Consider the following 16,280-nt stretch of genomic DNA (forward strand, 5'->3'; position numbering starts at 1 on the left):
ACCGAGGTGTGAAGCGCCAGTGGGAAAAGGTGGACATAAGTGGTGGAGGGGTCGTGGCTCAGCACTCCGCTCTTGGGCAGCCTACTGACTCCTGCGCCCGTCCACCACTGGCCATTTGGCCATTCGATTGGCCAAAAGAACCATACCGGTCAAGCGGTCTGGCAAGAAGAATTCACAGTATGGACTTTCTGCTTTTGATTCTGGTGGTCGCGCTGGCAGCCTACCTCCTTTACGCCCTCCTCCGCGCCGAAAAGTTCTGACGATGGGCCTCATTCTTGGTTGTCTAGTGCTGCTGGCCCTGTTCGGGGCGGCCGCTGCATTTCTCGGTCTTCCGGAGAAGCTGTAATGGATATCTTCTTGACTTACTTCTGTGCCATCGGGCTCGCCCTTCCACTCGGCGCCCTGATCGCCCGGATCTTTGCGGCGCCGGCCTCACGGTTCACAGCCGGCTTCCTGCGCCTCAGCGGTATTCATGCAGCGCAGACAATGACCTGGAAGCAGTACGGCGCCGCGTTGCTCGGAACCAACCTGCTGTTGGGTCTCGCCGCTTACCTGATCTATGTCTTCCAAGGGGCTTTGCCCCTTAATCCCGACGGTATTGCCAACTTGCGCTGGGACACGGCACTGCACACGGCCGCGTCGTTCATCACCAACACCAACCAGCAGCACTACAGCGGTCAGAATGGCCTGTCTTACCTCTCGCAGCTGGTCGGCATCACTGCCCTACAAATCGTGACCCCAGCGGTGGGGATGGCCGCCCTGTTCGCGGTCTTGCGTGGGCTGCGCGGCGAGACCAACGTTGGCAACTACTATCTGGATGTCACGCGCGGCGCCGCGCTGCTGACCGCCGCCTCCGCTGTACTTGCCGTCCTCCTGACCTGGCAAGGCGTGCCCAGTACCTTCGATGGGGCCAAGACGGCACAGCTTCTTCAGCCCGTGACAGTTGAAGGGCAGACCGTTACGACCCAGACCATCCCGGTCGGCCCGGTGGCGGCCATGGTAGCCATCAAGCAGATGGGCACCAATGGGGGCGGCTGGTACGGCCCGAACTCGACCGTTCCACTGGAAAATCCCACCCCTCTCGCCAATCTGCTGCAGATGATCTCCATCATCCTGTTTCCCATTGCCCTGGTGGTGGCCACTGGCCTGTTCCTGCGCCGACCACGTTTCGGGGTGGTCTTGGTCACTGTCATGAGCCTGCTGTCCGCTGGCCTGACGCTGGGCGCCGTCCTGGCCGAGCGGCAGCCGAATGCCGCCCTCACTGGGTTGGCTGCCCTCGGCCCCAATATGGAAGGCAAAGAAGTGCGGTTTGGGACCGACGCTTCAGCGCTCTGGGGCGCCATCACCACGCAGACCAGCAGTGGCAGTGTCAACGCGATGCTGGACTCCTTTACCCCCCTGGGCGGCCTGGTCCCGCAGCTGGGCATGTTCCTGAACGATGTATACGGCGGGATTGGCGTAGGCCTGATCAACATGCTTGTCTTCGTGATTCTGACCGTCTTTATCGCAGGCCTGATGGTGGGCCGCACTCCCGAACTGTTCGGCCGCAAGATTGAGGCGCGGGAAATCAAGGTCGCCTCCCTGATCATCCTGCTGCAACCCTTGGTGGTGTTGGGATGTACTGCCGCTGCCCTGGCCCTGCCCAGCGTGACCGGCAATTCTAATCCTGGCTTTCACGGCCTGTCGCAGGTGCTGTACGAGTACAACTCGGCGTTTGCCAACAATGGCAGCGGCTTTGAAGGGCTTGGGGACAACACCCCGTGGTGGAACGTTACGTGCGCGGTGGTTCTGATTCTCGCCCGCTTCTTGCCCATCCTGGGGCCGTTGGCGATTGCCGGTTTCCTTGCCGCGAAGAAGGCCGCGCCCGAGACCAGCGGCACGCTGCGGGTGGATACCCCCGTCTTCGCCGGCATGCTCCTGAGCGTCATGCTGCTGCTGCAACTCCTGAATTTTGCCCCTGCACTGGTCCTCGGCCCAGTGGCCGAACACCTGACCTTGTCCGCCCCCTCATCGACCACCCAGGACGGCCCCCGATGACTACCCAGCCGGCTCCGCAGAAGAACAGCGTGTTCTCTCCAGACCTTCTCCTCAACGCCTTCTGCGCCAGCTTCATCAAGCTTGACCCGCGCGCCATGGTGAAAAGCCCCGTCATGTTTGTGGTGCTGCTGGGCGGCGTCCTGACCCTGATCCTGACGGTCCGTAGCGCCGCCACCGGCCAGCCCTGGGGGTACGAGTTCGCCATCACGGTGCTGCTGCTGTTCACGGTGCTGTTCGCTAACTTTGCTGAGGGGCTGGCTGAAGCCCGTGGCAAGGCGCAGGCCGCCACCTTGCGCTCGGCGCGTGAAGATACCCCCGCCCGGCGCCTGCTGGACGGGCGCATGGGTGGCCGTGAGGAAGTGGTGCCCAGCACCCAGCTGGCGAGCGGTGACCTGATCGTCGTCGAGGCGGGCGAGATGATTCCCGGCGACGGTGAGGTGATCTTTGGCCTGGCCAGCGTGGACGAAAGCGCCATCACGGGCGAGAGCGCCCCCGTGATCCGCGAGGCCGGCACCGACCACAGCGGCGTGACCGGCGGGACCCGGGTGCTGTCGGACCGCATCGTGATTCGCGTGACCTCGCAGCCCGGCGAGAGCTTTCTGGACCGCATGATTGCCCTGGTCGAAGGCGCCAGTCGCCAGAAGACCCCCAACGAGATCGCCCTGAGCATCCTGCTCGCCGCCCTGACCCTGGTGTTCCTGATCGTGGTGGCCACCCTGCTCCCCCTGTCGCGCTTTGCGGGCGCCGAGGTGAACGTGGTGACGCTGGTGGCACTGCTGGTGTGCCTGATTCCCACCACCATCGGCGGCCTGCTGCCGGCCATCGGCATTGCGGGCATGGACCGCGCCTTGCAGGCCAACGTGATCGCCAAAAGCGGCAAGGCCGTGGAAGTGGCCGGCGACGTGGACACGCTGCTGCTAGACAAGACCGGCACCATCACCATCGGCAACCGGCAGGCCACGCGGTTTGCGCCGCTCCCCGGGGTCACGGAAGAGGAGTTGGCCCGGGTGTCAGCGTTGGCCTCGCTGGCCGACCCCACGCCCGAAGGCAAGAGCATTGTGACCCTGGCCCGGCAGCAAGGTGTCACGGTTGAGACGCCTGTTGGAGCGGAGTTCGTGGAGTTCACCGCCCAGACCCGGATGAGCGGCGTGGATTTTGCCGGTACCAGCATCCGCAAGGGGGCGTCGGACCGGCTCATGCGTCTGGCGGGCGAGCGCGGTGGTCAGGTGCCCGTGGCCCTGCGGCCCCTGGTGGATGAGGTGGCCCGCGCAGGTGGCACGCCACTGGTCGTTATTGAGGACGCGCGGCTGCTCGGCGTGGTGGCCCTGTCGGACGTGGTGAAGCCGGGCATGCGCGAACGCTTTGAGCAGTTGCGCCGCATGGGACTGAAAACGGTCATGATCACGGGCGATAATCCCCTCACCGCTGAAGCCATAGCGAAAGAAGCGGGCGTGGACGGTTTTCTGGCCGAGGCCACCCCGGAAGACAAGCTGCAGATGATCCGGGATGAACAGGCCGCCGGAAAGTTGGTCGCCATGATGGGTGACGGCACCAACGACGCGCCTGCCTTGGCTCAGGCCGACGTGGGCCTAGCCATGCAGAGCGGCACTCAGGCGGCCAAAGAAGCGGCCAACATGATTGACCTCGACAGCGACCCCACCAAGTTGATCGAGGTGGTAGAAATCGGCAAGGGCCTGCTGATGACTCGGGGCGCACTGACCACCTTTTCCATCGCTAACGATGTGGCCAAATACTTCGCTATTTTGCCGGCCCTGTTTGCCGCGCAGCTGCCCGCCCTGGCGCCCCTGAACGTGATGGGCCTGCGCAGCCCCGAAAGCGCCATCCTGTCGGCGGTCATTTTTAACGCGCTGGTGATTCCCGCGCTGATTCCAGTGGCCCTGAAAGGCGTGCGCTACACCCCCGGATCGGCCGACACCCTACTGGCCCGTAACCTGCTGATCTACGGCTTGGGCGGCGTGGTCGTGCCCTTCGTGGGCATCAAACTCATTGACCTGGCGCTGGGCCTGGTTGGCGCTTGAAAGGAGAGGTTATGACCCTGCAAACAGAGATCCCATCCTTAAGTTCCAGTGGTCATCAACCCGGTCTTTTAGCTTGGCTCCGCTTTTCGCTGATCTGGTTGCTGCTGGCTGGGTTGCTCTACCCCCTAGTCACGACGGTCCTGGCGGGCACCCTTTTCCCTAGGCAAGCCAACGGCTCGCTGATAGAGGAGAACGGCACCGTGGTAGGTTCCCGTCTCATTGGCCAGTCGTTTTCGGGCGACCAGTATTTTGTCGGGCGGCCCAGTGCAGCGGGTGCTGGTTATGATCCAGTCAATGCTTCGGGCAGTAATCTGGCAACGAGCAATCCAGCCCTACGTGAACGCATTCAGGCCAGCGCGCAGAGTATTGCGCAGCGGGAGGGCATCCCCGTCACGCAGGTGCCGGTGGACCTGGTGACGGCGTCTGGCTCAGGCCTGGACCCTCACATCACGTCCGCCGGAGCTGCGGTACAAGTGGCGCGCGTGGCTAAAGCACGGGGAATGACGGACGATCAGGTGCGGACGCTGGTGCAGTCCCACACCGAGCGGGGGGTTCTGGGCCTGGGTCAACCGGGCGTCAATGTGTTGACACTGAACCTCGCCCTGGATGCAGGACGGTAAGAACGGCATGACGGCCCCGCAGACCCCAGAGCGGCTGTTCCTGCCTGGGCACCAGGAGGAGCGGCGCACGCGGGGCATCCATAAGGTGTTCGTGGGGATGGCGGCAGGCGTTGGGAAAACCTACCGGGCGCTTTCGGAACTGAGCGAGCGCCTGGACCGCGGCGAGGATGCTCTGATCGGCGTGTTGGAAACTCATGGACGGGCCGGCACCATTCAGGCCGCCGAAGGATTGCCGCTGTTTCCCCGCCGGGAAGTGACGCACGGCAATGTGCTGCTGAGCGAACTAGACGTGGATGGCCTCCTGGCCCGCCGGCCTTTCATCGTTTTGATTGATGAATTGGCCCATACGAATGCGCCTGGCAGCCCCCGGGAGAAACGCTGGCAGGATGTCGAGGTGCTGCTCTCAGCTGGCATCCATGTGCTCTCCACCGTGAATGTGCAGCATCTGGAATCACTGAACGACATGGTGGCGCGCCTCACTGGTATTCGGGTGCGCGAACGGGTGCCGGACGCCGTGCTGCACGGGGCGGACGAACTGGTCCTGATTGACCTGACGCCAGACGATCTGCGGGCCCGGTTGAAGGCCGGGCATGTGTACGGTCCTGAAAAAATTGATCAGGCGCTGGGCAACTTCTTTACGGCGGCCAACCTGACCGCCCTGCGCGAGATCGCGCTGCGTCAGGTGGCCAATGTCGTGGAGATGGATGCGCCGGAGGGGCAGCCAGGGGTCTTAGAACGCGTGGTTGTGGCCATTGCGGCTGAAGAAACTGGGGGACGCCTCATTCGGCGAGGCGGTCAACTGGCCGAGCGTCTGAAGGGCGAACTCCATGTGGTGACCATTCGGCCTCCACGACTGACCCCGGAACAGAGTCGGATGCTGGGTACCTTTCGGGCGATCACTGAAGCGCTCGGGGGCCAGTTTCATGTGGTGGATAGGCAAGGCAGCGTGGCGGCGACGCTGGTGCGTTTCGTACAGCAGCTGCATGCCACCCAGGTGGTGATGGGTGAGACCAGTCGCTCCCGCTGGGCGGAGTTTCTACGGGGGGACATCATTAAAACGGTGTTACAAGAGACCAGAAACGTGGATGTGTATGTCATTAGTCGCGATTAGCAGCCGCGCGGTAAGGCAAAAAGCAGAGGGGAGTGGCGCAGAGAGAGTGCGTGAGCTAGAGGCTGCCAAGAACCCTATGCGAAAAGCGGTCTGAGATTGTTGCAGAGCAGAATGGAGGCCGCCAGGAAGTGAAATCCAACCAGCGTCGACGGCAAGCGTTCCAGGTTTCGACCCAAACGCCTGAAGCGTGACAGCCACGCGAACGACCGTTCGACGACCCAACGTTGGGGCAGCAGGATGAAGCCCTTCGTGGCCTCCGGACGCTTGACCACCACCAGTTCTCTGCCTGCCTCTGTTGCGTCCAGAGCGGCTTGAGCACCGGTGTAGGCCTGATCAGCAAAGGCGACTTCGACATTCACGCCCGTGGCTTCCTGCACTTCGAGGCACAGGTTTTTGACCTGTGCCCGGTCCTGCTCGTTGGCGGGTGTCGTGAGCACCGCGAGCAGATAACCCAGAATATCGACGGCCAGATGGACTGTGGTGCCCTGGCGTTTCTTGGCCCCATCAAATCCCGCCCGGTGCCCGCTTTCAGGTGTACTTTGCAAGGTCCGGCTGTCAATGATGATCGCGCTCGGTTCTCCGTTCCTGGACTGCCCCACTCGGGAGAGCAACCGCAGATCATGCGCGGCGTTCTGAAAGCACTCAGCCTCAAACCAGCGGTGCGCCTGTTGGCGCACCGTCTCCGCGGGTGGCAAGTCATGGGGAAGATACGCCCATTGTGCCCCCGTGCGCGCCACCCACAGCAACGCGTTCAGCACGTCACGGATGACAGACTTCCGCTGCCTGGCGTCATTCGGACTCAGCAGCAAATAGGGCAGCAGAAAGAGGTAGGTGTCGTCGTCCACATCACTTGGGTAACCTCGCCGTGTCACACAGCCATTCTGCTCTCTGCCGAGTTCAGCTCTTGAACTTCAAACCTGTCCTTGGCAGCCTCTAAGCGTCGGAGGGCTGGACGTCTCAAGGTGCCGGGCTGCCAGGACTTCTGGAGGAGGACGAGGCCGGCCGCCCAAAGGGTGAGGTAGCTCAGGCCTAGAGCCGACCACCAGGAAGAGGAGCGTGCCGATGATCACGCCATGCCGCCACAAGTGGGGAGAGGCGGGGCGGCGCAAGAAGGGCAGCATGGGGAGGGCGGCGAGCAGGTAGCGCCAGGCCATGAGTTCTGGGGTGCTTGACGACCACGAACATGCTGCCCCAGACGAAGGCCACGAGCAGCAGCAGGGCCACGCCGAACAGGTGGGCTCTGGGGCGGACAGAGGATGAGGTGGCGGTGGTGGTCATGCGGACTCTGGGCGGGGGACAGCTGGGGTGAGGGTTGGGGGCATGTCGGCGGGGGGTTCAGCGGGTGCCGTGGGGGCAGGCCGCATGGTCCAGGCCCCACCGGCGCTGGCCAGCACCACCAATGCGACCGCCACCCACTGACTGGGCAGCAGGGTTTCGTGCAGGAGCGCCCATCCGAAGAGAGCGGCCACCGCCGGTTCAAGGCTCAGCAGAACGCTGAACGTGCGCGCGGGCAGGGCACGCAGCGCCACGAGTTCCAGGGTAAAGGGGACGGCGCTGGACAGGATCGCCAGCAGAGCGCCCGCCCCGAGCAGCTGTGGGGTGAGTCCAGTCCAGGCGTGCGTGAGCAGCACCACTGGCAGGACCGCCAGCGCGGCCACCAGCATGCCGGCTGCCACCCCGACGCTCGTGGGCAGTACTTGCGACACGCGGCCACCGAGCACGACATACACGGCCCAGCAGGCCCCGGCCAGAAGGGCCAGGACCATCCCCAAGGTATCAAGGCTCTCTCCCGACCAAGGCGTAATCAGAACGATCCCCGAGGCCGCCAGGGCCACCCAGAGCAGATCGAGCTTTTGCCGGGAGGTGACGGTGGCCAGCACCAGGGGGCCGACAAACTCCAGGGTGACGGCCAGGCCCAGGGGAATCCGCGCGAGTGAGAGGTAGTACAGCAGGTTCATGGCGCCCAGCACCAGGCCGTAGGAAAGCAGGACGCGCCACTGGGCAGTGGTCAGGGCGAGCCAGCGAGGCCGGAAGATCAGGGCAAGGAAGACGGCCGCCAGGCCGATCCGCAGACCGGTGGCGCCGACCGGGCCTAGCTGCGCGAAGAGGCCTTTGGCAAAGGCGGCGCCCCCCTGCACGCTGAGGACTGCCAGCAGGAGGGCGGGCATGGGGGGCAACGGGGGGCGGGTGGCCTGAAGCATGGTTGAGTCTGGCGAGTGGGGGCGCGGTTGCCTACGGGCTTTGTCCGGGAGGGCGACGGGTGGCCGTCGGAAGTTCCGATGGCTTTCTATACTGGGGTATGGCACTGGCCCCCACCCTGATTCAGTTGCGGGCGTTCGTCGCGGCCGCCGAAGCGGGGAGTTTTGGCCGGGCCGCGCAGCAGGTGAACCTGTCCCCCAGCAGTCTGAGTGAAGCCGTGCAGGCGCTGGAACGGCACTATGGGCGAGCGCTGTTTCAGCGCTCGTCGGTGGGCCTGACCTTGACCGAGGTGGGGACACGGGCCCTGAGTCACGCCCGGCTGAGCCTTCAGCACAGTGATGATTTTGGGCGGGTCATGGCGGACGGGCAGGCGCTGACAGGCACGCTGACAGTGGCGACGTACCGGAGCCTGGGTATCCATCTCTTGCCGCCGGTCCTGGCCTTGCTGCGGCAGGCCCATCCTGACTTACAGGTGCGGTTGATGGACGGGACCTCAGGGGCAAGCAAGGAACATCTGGTTCAGGCGGGGCAGGCGGATCTGGCGTGTCAGGAATTGCCCGTGCAGACGGCTTTGCGAACAATGCCACTGCTTCAGGATGACTATGTGCTGGTGGTGCCGCCGGGGTGGGCGGCAGATCGCCCCACATGGGCAGACCTCAACGCTCAGCCGGTACTGGTGTCGCCGGCGCAGCATGACTGCAATGAGCGGCTGTACGCGCACCTGCACGGTCATCTGGTGCCAGGGACGCGGCTGCAGGAGACCGAGGAGGATGAGGTGATGGTCTCGATGGTGCGGCATGGACTAGGGGTGGCGATCATGCCCCGGTTGGCGGTGCTGGGGAGTGACGTGACGGTGCGGGCGCTGCCCACGCCGCTGACGCGGCAATTGGGCCTGCTGTTCAAGGTGGGGCGGGCGAGGGTGCCGCATCTTCAGGCCTTCATCCGAGCCGTGACGCAGTACCAGCAGACGGCAGCGTTCGCGCAGGTCCAGCAGGCTCTCTGCCAAGCGTGACGAAAGGGCAGTATCTCCATCTGACCTTGCTGGACATTGTGTCGAAGGAACTGACTCCGGAGAGTTCAAGCGTCTTGACCAAGTAGAGGGTATACGCCTGCCGAATGTCCGCCGTACTCTCGGAGGTCCAGAGCATGGCCACTGGCAGGTAGCACAGCTGAGCGTCCATCTGGATGGTAGTGAGGACATCGAAGCCATTCAACCTAAAAGCCTCTCTGGTTCGGACAGGTTGAGGGGCTCAGCGTCGGCGTGCTGACGGACAGGAACGCAGCGCGATGCGGTGGACTCACGTGCCGGACAACGAACTTTCACCAGGCCGCGTCATCACCCCTATCCGAACCATCCGTCGTCTGACCCTGTTCGTCTCACGGGATAGTGGAGCCATGAGTGTCCCTGCCTCCTTGCGTCTGGCTTTGTTCCACGGCTTCCCACAGCCCGGCGAACTCAGCGCGAACCTCGCCACACTCACACGCGCCGCCCACTTCGCCCAGCAGCAGCAGGCCCACTGGTTGATCGCGTCCGAACTGGCGTTGACTGGGTACACCTTTGCTCCCCGACTGGGCGCCGACTGGATTGCCCCGCAACAGGACGCTTGTACCCATACGTTGGCTGAGCTGGCGCAAGCAACGCAGCTCCACCTCATGGTCGGCCATCCAGAGTTTGACCCCACAAGTGGTCGCCTGTTCAACGCCGTGTTCGTCTTCGGGCCAGACGGGATGCGGCTGGGGACGGCACGCAAAACGCTCGTGATTCCAGGTGCTGAATCCTGGGCCACGTCGGGTGAGGGTGCCCAAGTGATCGAGGTCATGGGATTTCGCGTGGGCTTCTCCATCTGTGCCGACGCTTTTCTGCCTCAGACGGGCGCCATCCTAAGTCAGCAGGACGCACAACTGGTCGTGGCGCCCTCGGCGTGGGGCCCAGGGCTGTACGGCCCTGCGGGTGAATGGGAAGCCCGTTCTGCCGAGATGGGGGTGCCGTGGGTCGTGGTCAACCGTTCCGGTATGGATGGGTCGCAGGATTTCTCTGGCGCGCGTTCTGCGGTCATCGTCAAGGGTGAATCGGTCTGGGAGATTCATCCGACGCGCCCAACGTTGGCCCTGGTGACCTGGAAGGCGCAGGCAGGGCAACTCCAGCTTGAGGGGATGCAGACTTGGCCTGTCCCCTGAGCGTGACCGGAGGTCATGCCCCTGCTGACCCAGCATGTGGCCCCACAAAGCCTCCCTTTCGTTTGCCCTCTCTTGCTGACAGCGCGAGGAGACGGGGGTGCCGTCCGAATGATGAGCTGGCGTATGGCCGGACCCTTGGCGGCGCCTAACTCAAGCTGGTTTAGGGCTGCTGTGGGGCACTCTCATGGACGGGTTCGTAAGTGAGCAGCAGTACGCCCGCTCCCATATCTTTTGAGTCAATGAGCCTCAGCGGCAGTCTGTCTTCCTCTGAGAAGAGGCGCTTCCCATGGCCCAACACCAACGGGTACACCATCAGGCGAAGTTCATCCACGAGCCCGTGCCTCAAGAGCGTTTTGACGAGTGTGCCGCTGCCGTACACCAGCAAGGGCTGGCCCTCTTGACGCTTCAATGCTTCCACTCCCGCAATCACATCGCCCTGGAGGGCCGTGGCATTCCACTTCAGGTTGGTCCTCGTCGTCGTGGCGACGAACTTGGGCAGGGTGTTCATGCGTTCGCCGAAGGTGCCTGTTCCGCTGGCGGTGGGCCAGTACTGGGCAAAGCCTTCGTAGGTGACGCGCCCCAGCAGGAGCCCCCCGCTCTCAAAAAGTTCAGCACGCTTAAATCCACCGTCGTCAGGACTGTAGTCACGCTGCCATAAGGTGGAGTCTTCATACACGCCATCCAGCGTGAGGAACTCGGTCACGATCACTTTTCGCATCATGCTCCTGTTGTCGTTCAGCCCTGATTCTTATTTTTCCAGCACCACACTCGGGCCTAGAGCATATCGCCAATTGAAGTCAACCCAGACAAGCGTTTGGCTGTGATAACCACGCGCGCGGGGTGGCGCCCTCGCTTACTCCTCGAAGTCGTCCCATGGCCTGATGAACTTGTGTACCAATGGTTGGAACAGTTTGTGCAGTCCGTGTAGACCGGCCCGACGAACACGCTGTTTCGCTCCATCGCGGGAGAGTTGAGGAAGGGAGGCGTGTGATCAGTGTCCCAGACAACATTTCGCCCATAGTCTGCTTGCCTCGCTCGACAATGGTCTGAACTCTTGTCGTCAGGCCTTCCGAGCCGGAACGGCGCTCAGCAGCCCGTAAGCCACCGCGGCCAATCCTGCGCCAAGGCCAAAGGTGGGGGCGCTGCCGAAGTGGGCATACATCCCGCTGCCTGCCAGGGGACCCGCGATCTGGGTCAGCTCAAAGAGTGACTGCACGCCGCCCTGTACTCTGCCTTGCTCGTCTTCGGGGATAGACAATGAAATCAGCGCATTGATGCTGGATGTAAACAGCCCTTCGCCCAGCGCGAACACGATCACGGCAGCGTAAAACAGCGCCGCATGAGGCCAGGCGACCAGTCCAGCCAGCGCCAGCAGGCCCACCACGCCCATCACGCCCATCACGATGCCGCCCAGAGCCACGCGCCGCTCACCGAAGCGGGCCAGCAGTCTGGGCAGAACAACACCCTGCCCAACGATGTCGCAGAGACCGGAGACCATGAACAGCGTGCTGATCTCGGCGGCCCCCCAATGCAGGGTGTCGCGGGTCATGATTGGCAGCACGATCTGCATCAAGGTGAAGGGCAGCATGAACAGCATGGCCGTGAAGACCAGTTGGCGCACCTGAGGTTTGATCAGGGCCGAACGCAGGTGGGTGAGCGGATTAAGGTGAGCCGCCGTGAACTCGTGCTGGCGGTTCTCTGGTTTCAGGCTCTCCGGCAGGAAGAAGTAACCCCATAGGGCGTTCAGTACGGCAATACCCGCCGCAACGAACATTGGAGCGCTGTAACCGAAGTGTGCCAGCAGACCGCCGAGAGCGGGGCCGACGATCATGCCCGCGCCCACCGTCGCGCCGATCTGCCCGAACACTGCGCCCCGGTTCTCGTCGTTGGTGGAGTCAGCGACATAGGCCATCAGCGCCCCCATGCCGCCAGACGTCACGCCTTCCAGAAAACGGCCCAGGAACAGCACCGCGAGGCTGCCCCCAATCCCAAAGACCAGATTGCCCAGCGCGGTGCCCAGCAAGGTCAGAATTAGCACTGGACGCCGCCCGTAGGCGTCACTCACGGCCCCCAGCACTGGGCTGGAGAAGAACGAAAGCAGCGCGAACAGCGCCGCCAGCCAGCCGATCACGGTGGTCTGCTGTCGCGCATCCGGGACGTATTGCGCGACGATAAAGGGCAGTACCGGGAACACCAACGACATGCCCACCGAAAAGAGAAAGGCCGTAACCAGTAGAAAAAGCAGGGGAGAACGCTTCATGCCCTGGAGGCTAGCGAGACAACCCACCTTCAGAATTGTAAAAACGCGACGACCTGAGAAACCGCCTGGCCGTCAATCTTCCTCGTCTCCTCCCGTCCAACGGCGCTCAATCTGCCGGACGAAGGCGCTAGGGGTCATCAGACTCATGGTCTTGAATTCCCGCGTCAGGTGAGACTGGTCCGTAAAGCCCAGATCATAAGCCAGAGTCGTCAACTGTCCTGCTGAGCCGAGGCGCAGTCCCTCAACCACCGCGTCAAACCGGATGGCGCGGGCCAGCATCTTGGGAGAGACCCCCAGTTCTGTCTGAAAAGCGCGTTCCAGTTGCCGGGAACTGAGGTTCATCTCCTCGGCCAGCAGGCCAATATTTGCCTGCCCGGGCGTGCTGTACAGGATTCTGGCGGCCTGCACGCCCTTTCTCGGTTCGCGACCGTACTGCGCGAGGAGTCGCAGCAACCAGTCTTGCAAAGTGCCCAGCGCCCCCTCCCAGTCGCTCAGCGTGAGCAGGGCGCGGATGGCCTGCGCTTCCAGAGCCTGCGCCAGGTGATCAGGGTGTTCCAGGGCCCAGCTGAAGAGCTGCTGCACCGTCCAGGGGTAGAGTTCCGCCGCCAGCCGCTGGAAACACCCCTGGGTGGTGATGCGGCGTGACTGCACACTTAAGGGTTGCAAGGCCCCCGCTGGAGCGGCTGTCCACAGCCCACCTGTTCCCAGTTGCCAGGAGTTGGCGCTGCAAAAGTCGAGATACCAGACGTGCTGCGGAAACTGTTGATGTTCCTGTGCCTGCGGGTCGGTCGGCCCCTCGAACTGCCAGAAACGCCGCACGGCCTCACGCAGGCGGGGGTCGGGCGTCAAGGGGCGGGCGAACACGCTTCAGGATAATGACATCACGTCACAAACGCGGCTCAGAGGTCAAGATGGCCTGACTGGACAGTTTTGTATGTGTTTTCGGAGTGGTGGAAAAGTGGTCGTCCAGTACGGGAGATCTGGGCCTCATGGCCTGACATCTCGCAGTCATTGAAGCAAAGAAACGCCCTGCTAATCGGAAACACGGTGGCATCTTCCTAAAACTGTCCGAACCATTGGTAGTCAGGCCTGATTGCGCTACTTTCGCCTCGCATACGGCACCATATACGGGAGCACCGCAGTAGCATGCCCTCCATGACCCCAACCCACCGCGATCCCTGCCTGGGCTGCTGAACATGCCGCTCGACCAGCACCTCGTGGACCTGCGCAACAGTGGCCTTCAACTGATCCAGGGGGTCACCGCTGCCCGGCAGGCGCCGGAAATCCATGTGGACCTCCAGGGCCTGCGTCATCTGCCTGCCGGTACGCTTGCCTTCTACGACTTGGCCAGCTTCGATGACGAGGACTTTGTGTTCACTGTGCCGGATGAGCGCCCCCGGCTGGAGCAGCTGCGCGCGCCCCGCCCCCCGGAAACCACCGACCTGCGCCGCGTCGACCCGGCACTCACCCGCTTCGAGTCGCATGTAGGCGAGGATGCCGTGCTGACCGTCACGGTCCCCTGGCACGGTGCACTGATTACTTGCCTGCTCACTGCGCCCTGGTACACCGAGTTCGTCCAGGTCTGCGAAGCGGCGGAAGCGCAGGCGGCCGCGCAGGCACACGAAGCGCGCGAGGCGCAGGTTGCGCGGGACAGCGAGGCGCTTGAGGAACACGCCCGGAAACTGCGAATCATCGTCGATGATGCGGCCTTCCTAAAACTCGCCCGCGTCAAGAGCACCTCACTGCGCACCCTGGTCGCGTACGTGGCGTCCCAGCAGCCCGCGGCCGTCACCGCGCTTGGCGAGCAGCGTACCCGCGACCTCGTGCGGGAACTGCGTGATCACGTCATGTTCGGCCAGTCCCTGTGACCGGTGCGCTCACCCCGGCCGCGCTCACTGTGACCTTCACGAACCGGGCGCGCGAGTCGATCTTCGGCCAACTGGGCGACGCGATGCGGACGTTGCGCTTCATCTCGCCGGCCGCACGCTGGCCCCTGATTGAGGCGCTGCTGGCCTACTTGCCTCCTGTGACGCCCGAGCAGGCGTCTATCCCGCTGATGGGCATGACCGCGCATCTTGACGCGCTGGAGCGTTTCCTGCGTGGGCAGCCGAGCAGCCCAGCCTTCCCGGACGCCCCGCAGGCTGCCGCGCGGGCCTACCTCCAGCGCCTGCAGGGCCCGACCGTCGCCGACCTGCCCATCACGCCGTTGCTGTCCAGCCTGAGGGAACTAGACGGTGAATTGGACCTGGACGAGACGGCGCTTCAGCTTGCGCAGACGCGCCGCACGGTGGCCGCGTACCGCGAGGCCAAGTTGATCCTGACCCTGTACGCCCTCTCGCAGGCCGCTCGCGCCGCCGATCAGCTGGCGCAGGAGCGGGGTGTGCACGTGCCTTGGGAGGCCGCTGCGGGGGAACTCGCCGAGCTGCGCACGCGCCCCATCACGTCCCGCGAGTTTGAGGCGCTACTGTTGCTGGAAACCACCCTGAAAACGGCGGAGGCCGTCCGGCAGGGCGTGGCGACCCTACATACCTGGAAGCGGTTGGCAAGAGCCGCAATCCGCGCCGGGCTGGCCCGCAGTCCGTTGCCCTGGGTGGATGGCTGGATGATTCCCGAGTGACTGTGGGGTGGCGCGCCGCAGGAGCACATGGCCCCCTCAATGCATTACAAGTTCAAGCTGCACAATTCATGGTGATTGAGAGCGGGCGAGCTCAGTTGAACGCTCTACACGGTCTCTACCGGTCTTTAGAGAGGTCAGGGCGCCAGGGATCTGTGTCCAGACCGGGCTAAGTGTTCAGCGCGTGTCGAGTTGTGCTGCTGCGGGCGTCAGGTCCCCGTATGCTGCCGGTATGTTCACGCTGCCTGACCGCACGCCTTGGCGTCAGCCTGACCCAAATTGGACTGTCATGGATTGGGAGAACGCGATGCGGGAAGCGCTGTCCCAGCCGCCACTCAGCGACGTGATGTACAAAGCGCCTTTTCAGGTCTATGGGTTCATGCCGCAGATCTTAGGGCAGCAGCCGGAGGGCGAGCTGAGCAGCGTGCCAGTCTTCAGTCAGGTAACGCGGCGCATTTTCGTGCGGTTGATGCAGGATTTGCGCTCAGTGCACCAGCTGGCCACCAGTGGGTACGCCGCTGGTGCAGGAGCCGTGGCGAGCAGTGTGTCTGAAATGGCGTTTGAGGTGGCCTGGGTAGGGGAGGACGAGGCACGGGCACACGCGTGGCTCAAACACACTCAGCGAAACAAACCGGTGGAATCGTTTGGAAAGCGCTGGAAGGAAGTGTTGAGACAGCGCCATACCGATCCAGACGATCAGAAGCGAGCAGAGGACTTTGAGGCAGACATCTACCGCTCGCTCTGCATGCTCAAGCACGGCAATTCTGCGCTCCAGAAGGGGCTCAGTAGTTATATCGGTGATGGTGTCGAGTATTTCACGGCGATTCCTATGCTGACGGCCAATACGCTCTATGCGGCGACGTTCGTGATGTTTCATACGACTCGTCTCTGTCTGGCTGCGGCGATGGATTACATCATTGTCAGCCGACCGGGGACGCCGGAGGACGTGCAAGAGCTAGTGGATCAGGGCGTTCTGCTGGCCACCCAACTGACACAGGCGATGAACTGTGCCTCGCACGTGCTACAGGTCTTTGACCAGCAGGAGATTCAGAGGGAGAAAGCTTGGCTAGCTCGGGACACCATGACGCGACCTGTGAACACGTTGAGAGGATGGGAAGAGAGGCGAACACATGCGTGGTGAGGAAGACAGTCCAAGTGTGTTGCGCTGGCCACTGCTGGTACTACTGGGCTTGATAGCTCTCGGCCTGATGCGGATGACCGT

The 16,280-nt window shown here is 63.3% G+C and carries 16 protein-coding genes; 10 read left to right on the plus strand and 6 right to left on the minus strand.

The window, feature by feature from the left end:
- The first annotated feature begins 179 nt into the window (after positions 1 to 179).
- The 5 genes from kdpF to K7W42_RS18580 all read left to right on the plus strand — a co-directional run bounded on the left by kdpF (position 180) and on the right by K7W42_RS18580 (position 5,807).
- Positions 180 to 260: a K(+)-transporting ATPase subunit F gene (gene kdpF, locus K7W42_RS23330; RefSeq protein ID WP_224576550.1), complete on the plus strand. Its 81-nt coding sequence runs from the start codon at positions 180 to 182 to the stop codon at positions 258 to 260.
- An 85-nt stretch (positions 261 to 345) separates the two neighbouring features.
- Positions 346 to 2,037 carry a potassium-transporting ATPase subunit KdpA gene (kdpA, locus tag K7W42_RS18565; RefSeq protein ID WP_224576530.1) on the plus strand — a complete coding sequence of 564 codons (1,692 nt, stop codon included), beginning with the start codon at positions 346 to 348 and terminating at the stop codon, positions 2,035 to 2,037.
- Positions 2,034 to 4,076 (plus strand): potassium-transporting ATPase subunit KdpB, encoded by a 2,043-nt coding sequence (gene kdpB / locus K7W42_RS18570; protein WP_224576531.1) that lies wholly within the window; start codon positions 2,034 to 2,036, stop codon positions 4,074 to 4,076. Before kdpA ends, kdpB begins: the two co-directional genes overlap by 4 nt.
- Before the next feature lie 11 nt (positions 4,077 to 4,087).
- Complete coding sequence (gene kdpC, locus K7W42_RS18575) at positions 4,088 to 4,696, plus strand: potassium-transporting ATPase subunit KdpC (protein ID WP_224576532.1); 609 nt, start codon at positions 4,088 to 4,090, stop codon at positions 4,694 to 4,696.
- Positions 4,697 to 4,703: 7 nt separating this feature from the next.
- Positions 4,704 to 5,807, plus strand: a complete 1,104-nt coding sequence (locus K7W42_RS18580; protein WP_224576533.1) for a universal stress protein — start codon at positions 4,704 to 4,706, stop codon at positions 5,805 to 5,807.
- A 74-nt stretch (positions 5,808 to 5,881) separates the two neighbouring features.
- Here K7W42_RS18580 and K7W42_RS18585 read toward each other — a convergent pair whose 3' ends face one another.
- The 3 genes from K7W42_RS18585 to K7W42_RS18595 form a co-directional block, all read right to left on the minus strand.
- Complete coding sequence (locus K7W42_RS18585; RefSeq protein WP_224576534.1) at positions 5,882 to 6,679, minus strand: IS5 family transposase; 798 nt, start codon at positions 6,677 to 6,679, stop codon at positions 5,882 to 5,884.
- Positions 6,680 to 6,836: 157 nt separating this feature from the next.
- Entirely contained in the window at positions 6,837 to 7,085 is a 249-nt protein-coding gene (locus K7W42_RS18590) for a hypothetical protein (protein ID WP_224576535.1), read from the minus strand.
- On the minus strand, positions 7,082 to 8,008 hold the full coding sequence (locus K7W42_RS18595; protein ID WP_224576537.1) for an EamA family transporter: 927 nt from the start codon (positions 8,006 to 8,008) through the stop codon (positions 7,082 to 7,084). The genes K7W42_RS18590 and K7W42_RS18595 overlap by 4 nt, the downstream gene beginning before the upstream one ends.
- 98 nt (positions 8,009 to 8,106) lie before the next feature.
- On the opposite strand from K7W42_RS18595, the gene K7W42_RS18600 reads away from it, so the two are divergent.
- Both K7W42_RS18600 and K7W42_RS18605 read left to right on the plus strand, forming a co-directional pair.
- Positions 8,107 to 9,018 carry a LysR family transcriptional regulator gene (locus tag K7W42_RS18600; RefSeq protein WP_224576539.1) on the plus strand — a complete coding sequence of 304 codons (912 nt, stop codon included), beginning with the start codon at positions 8,107 to 8,109 and terminating at the stop codon, positions 9,016 to 9,018.
- Positions 9,019 to 9,401: 383 nt separating this feature from the next.
- Positions 9,402 to 10,184, plus strand: a complete 783-nt coding sequence (locus tag K7W42_RS18605) for a carbon-nitrogen hydrolase family protein (RefSeq protein WP_224576541.1) — start codon at positions 9,402 to 9,404, stop codon at positions 10,182 to 10,184.
- 160 nt (positions 10,185 to 10,344) lie between these two features.
- Here K7W42_RS18605 and K7W42_RS18610 read toward each other — a convergent pair whose 3' ends face one another.
- From K7W42_RS18610 to K7W42_RS23335, 3 genes are all read right to left on the minus strand, one after another.
- The gene (locus K7W42_RS18610; protein WP_224576543.1) at positions 10,345 to 10,905 is read right to left on the minus strand and encodes a dihydrofolate reductase family protein; all 561 of its coding nucleotides are present in this window, start codon (positions 10,903 to 10,905) and stop codon (positions 10,345 to 10,347) included.
- Between the two features lie 339 nt (positions 10,906 to 11,244).
- Complete coding sequence (locus K7W42_RS18615; RefSeq protein ID WP_224576545.1) at positions 11,245 to 12,444, minus strand: MFS transporter; 1,200 nt, start codon at positions 12,442 to 12,444, stop codon at positions 11,245 to 11,247.
- Positions 12,445 to 12,516: 72 nt separating this feature from the next.
- Positions 12,517 to 13,308: an AraC family transcriptional regulator gene (locus K7W42_RS23335; RefSeq protein ID WP_224576546.1), complete on the minus strand. Its 792-nt coding sequence runs from the start codon at positions 13,306 to 13,308 to the stop codon at positions 12,517 to 12,519.
- A 332-nt stretch (positions 13,309 to 13,640) separates the two neighbouring features.
- Between K7W42_RS23335 and K7W42_RS18625 the strand changes: the two genes are divergently transcribed.
- The 3 genes from K7W42_RS18625 (at position 13,641) to K7W42_RS18635 (ending at position 16,199) form a co-directional block, all read left to right on the plus strand.
- Positions 13,641 to 14,312 (plus strand): hypothetical protein, encoded by a 672-nt coding sequence (locus K7W42_RS18625; protein ID WP_224576547.1) that lies wholly within the window; start codon positions 13,641 to 13,643, stop codon positions 14,310 to 14,312.
- Positions 14,309 to 15,061: a hypothetical protein gene (locus K7W42_RS18630; RefSeq protein WP_224576548.1), complete on the plus strand. Its 753-nt coding sequence runs from the start codon at positions 14,309 to 14,311 to the stop codon at positions 15,059 to 15,061. The genes K7W42_RS18625 and K7W42_RS18630 overlap by 4 nt, the downstream gene beginning before the upstream one ends.
- A gap of 229 nt (positions 15,062 to 15,290) precedes the next feature.
- Positions 15,291 to 16,199: a hypothetical protein gene (locus K7W42_RS18635; RefSeq protein WP_224576549.1), complete on the plus strand. Its 909-nt coding sequence runs from the start codon at positions 15,291 to 15,293 to the stop codon at positions 16,197 to 16,199.
- The last annotated feature ends 81 nt before the right edge of the window (positions 16,200 to 16,280 follow it).

This window comes from Deinococcus betulae (assembly GCF_020166395.1).
Lineage (GTDB): Bacteria > Deinococcota > Deinococci > Deinococcales > Deinococcaceae > Deinococcus > Deinococcus betulae.

Coding starts and splice junctions, on each gene's coding strand:
- kdpF (WP_224576550.1), top strand. CDS start 180: ATGGACTTTCTGCTTTTGATTCTGGTGGTCGCGCTGGCAGCCTACCTC.
- kdpA (WP_224576530.1), top strand. CDS start 346: ATGGATATCTTCTTGACTTACTTCTGTGCCATCGGGCTCGCCCTTCCA.
- kdpB (WP_224576531.1), top strand. CDS start 2,034: ATGACTACCCAGCCGGCTCCGCAGAAGAACAGCGTGTTCTCTCCAGAC.
- kdpC (WP_224576532.1), top strand. CDS start 4,088: ATGACCCTGCAAACAGAGATCCCATCCTTAAGTTCCAGTGGTCATCAA.
- K7W42_RS18580 (WP_224576533.1), top strand. CDS start 4,704: ATGACGGCCCCGCAGACCCCAGAGCGGCTGTTCCTGCCTGGGCACCAG.
- K7W42_RS18590 (WP_224576535.1), bottom strand. CDS start 7,085: ATGACCACCACCGCCACCTCATCCTCTGTCCGCCCCAGAGCCCACCTG.
- K7W42_RS18595 (WP_224576537.1), bottom strand. CDS start 8,008: ATGCTTCAGGCCACCCGCCCCCCGTTGCCCCCCATGCCCGCCCTCCTG.
- K7W42_RS18600 (WP_224576539.1), top strand. CDS start 8,107: ATGGCACTGGCCCCCACCCTGATTCAGTTGCGGGCGTTCGTCGCGGCC.
- K7W42_RS18605 (WP_224576541.1), top strand. CDS start 9,402: ATGAGTGTCCCTGCCTCCTTGCGTCTGGCTTTGTTCCACGGCTTCCCA.
- K7W42_RS18610 (WP_224576543.1), bottom strand. CDS start 10,905: ATGATGCGAAAAGTGATCGTGACCGAGTTCCTCACGCTGGATGGCGTG.
- K7W42_RS18615 (WP_224576545.1), bottom strand. CDS start 12,444: ATGAAGCGTTCTCCCCTGCTTTTTCTACTGGTTACGGCCTTTCTCTTT.
- K7W42_RS18625 (WP_224576547.1), top strand. CDS start 13,641: ATGCCGCTCGACCAGCACCTCGTGGACCTGCGCAACAGTGGCCTTCAA.
- K7W42_RS18635 (WP_224576549.1), top strand. CDS start 15,291: ATGTTCACGCTGCCTGACCGCACGCCTTGGCGTCAGCCTGACCCAAAT.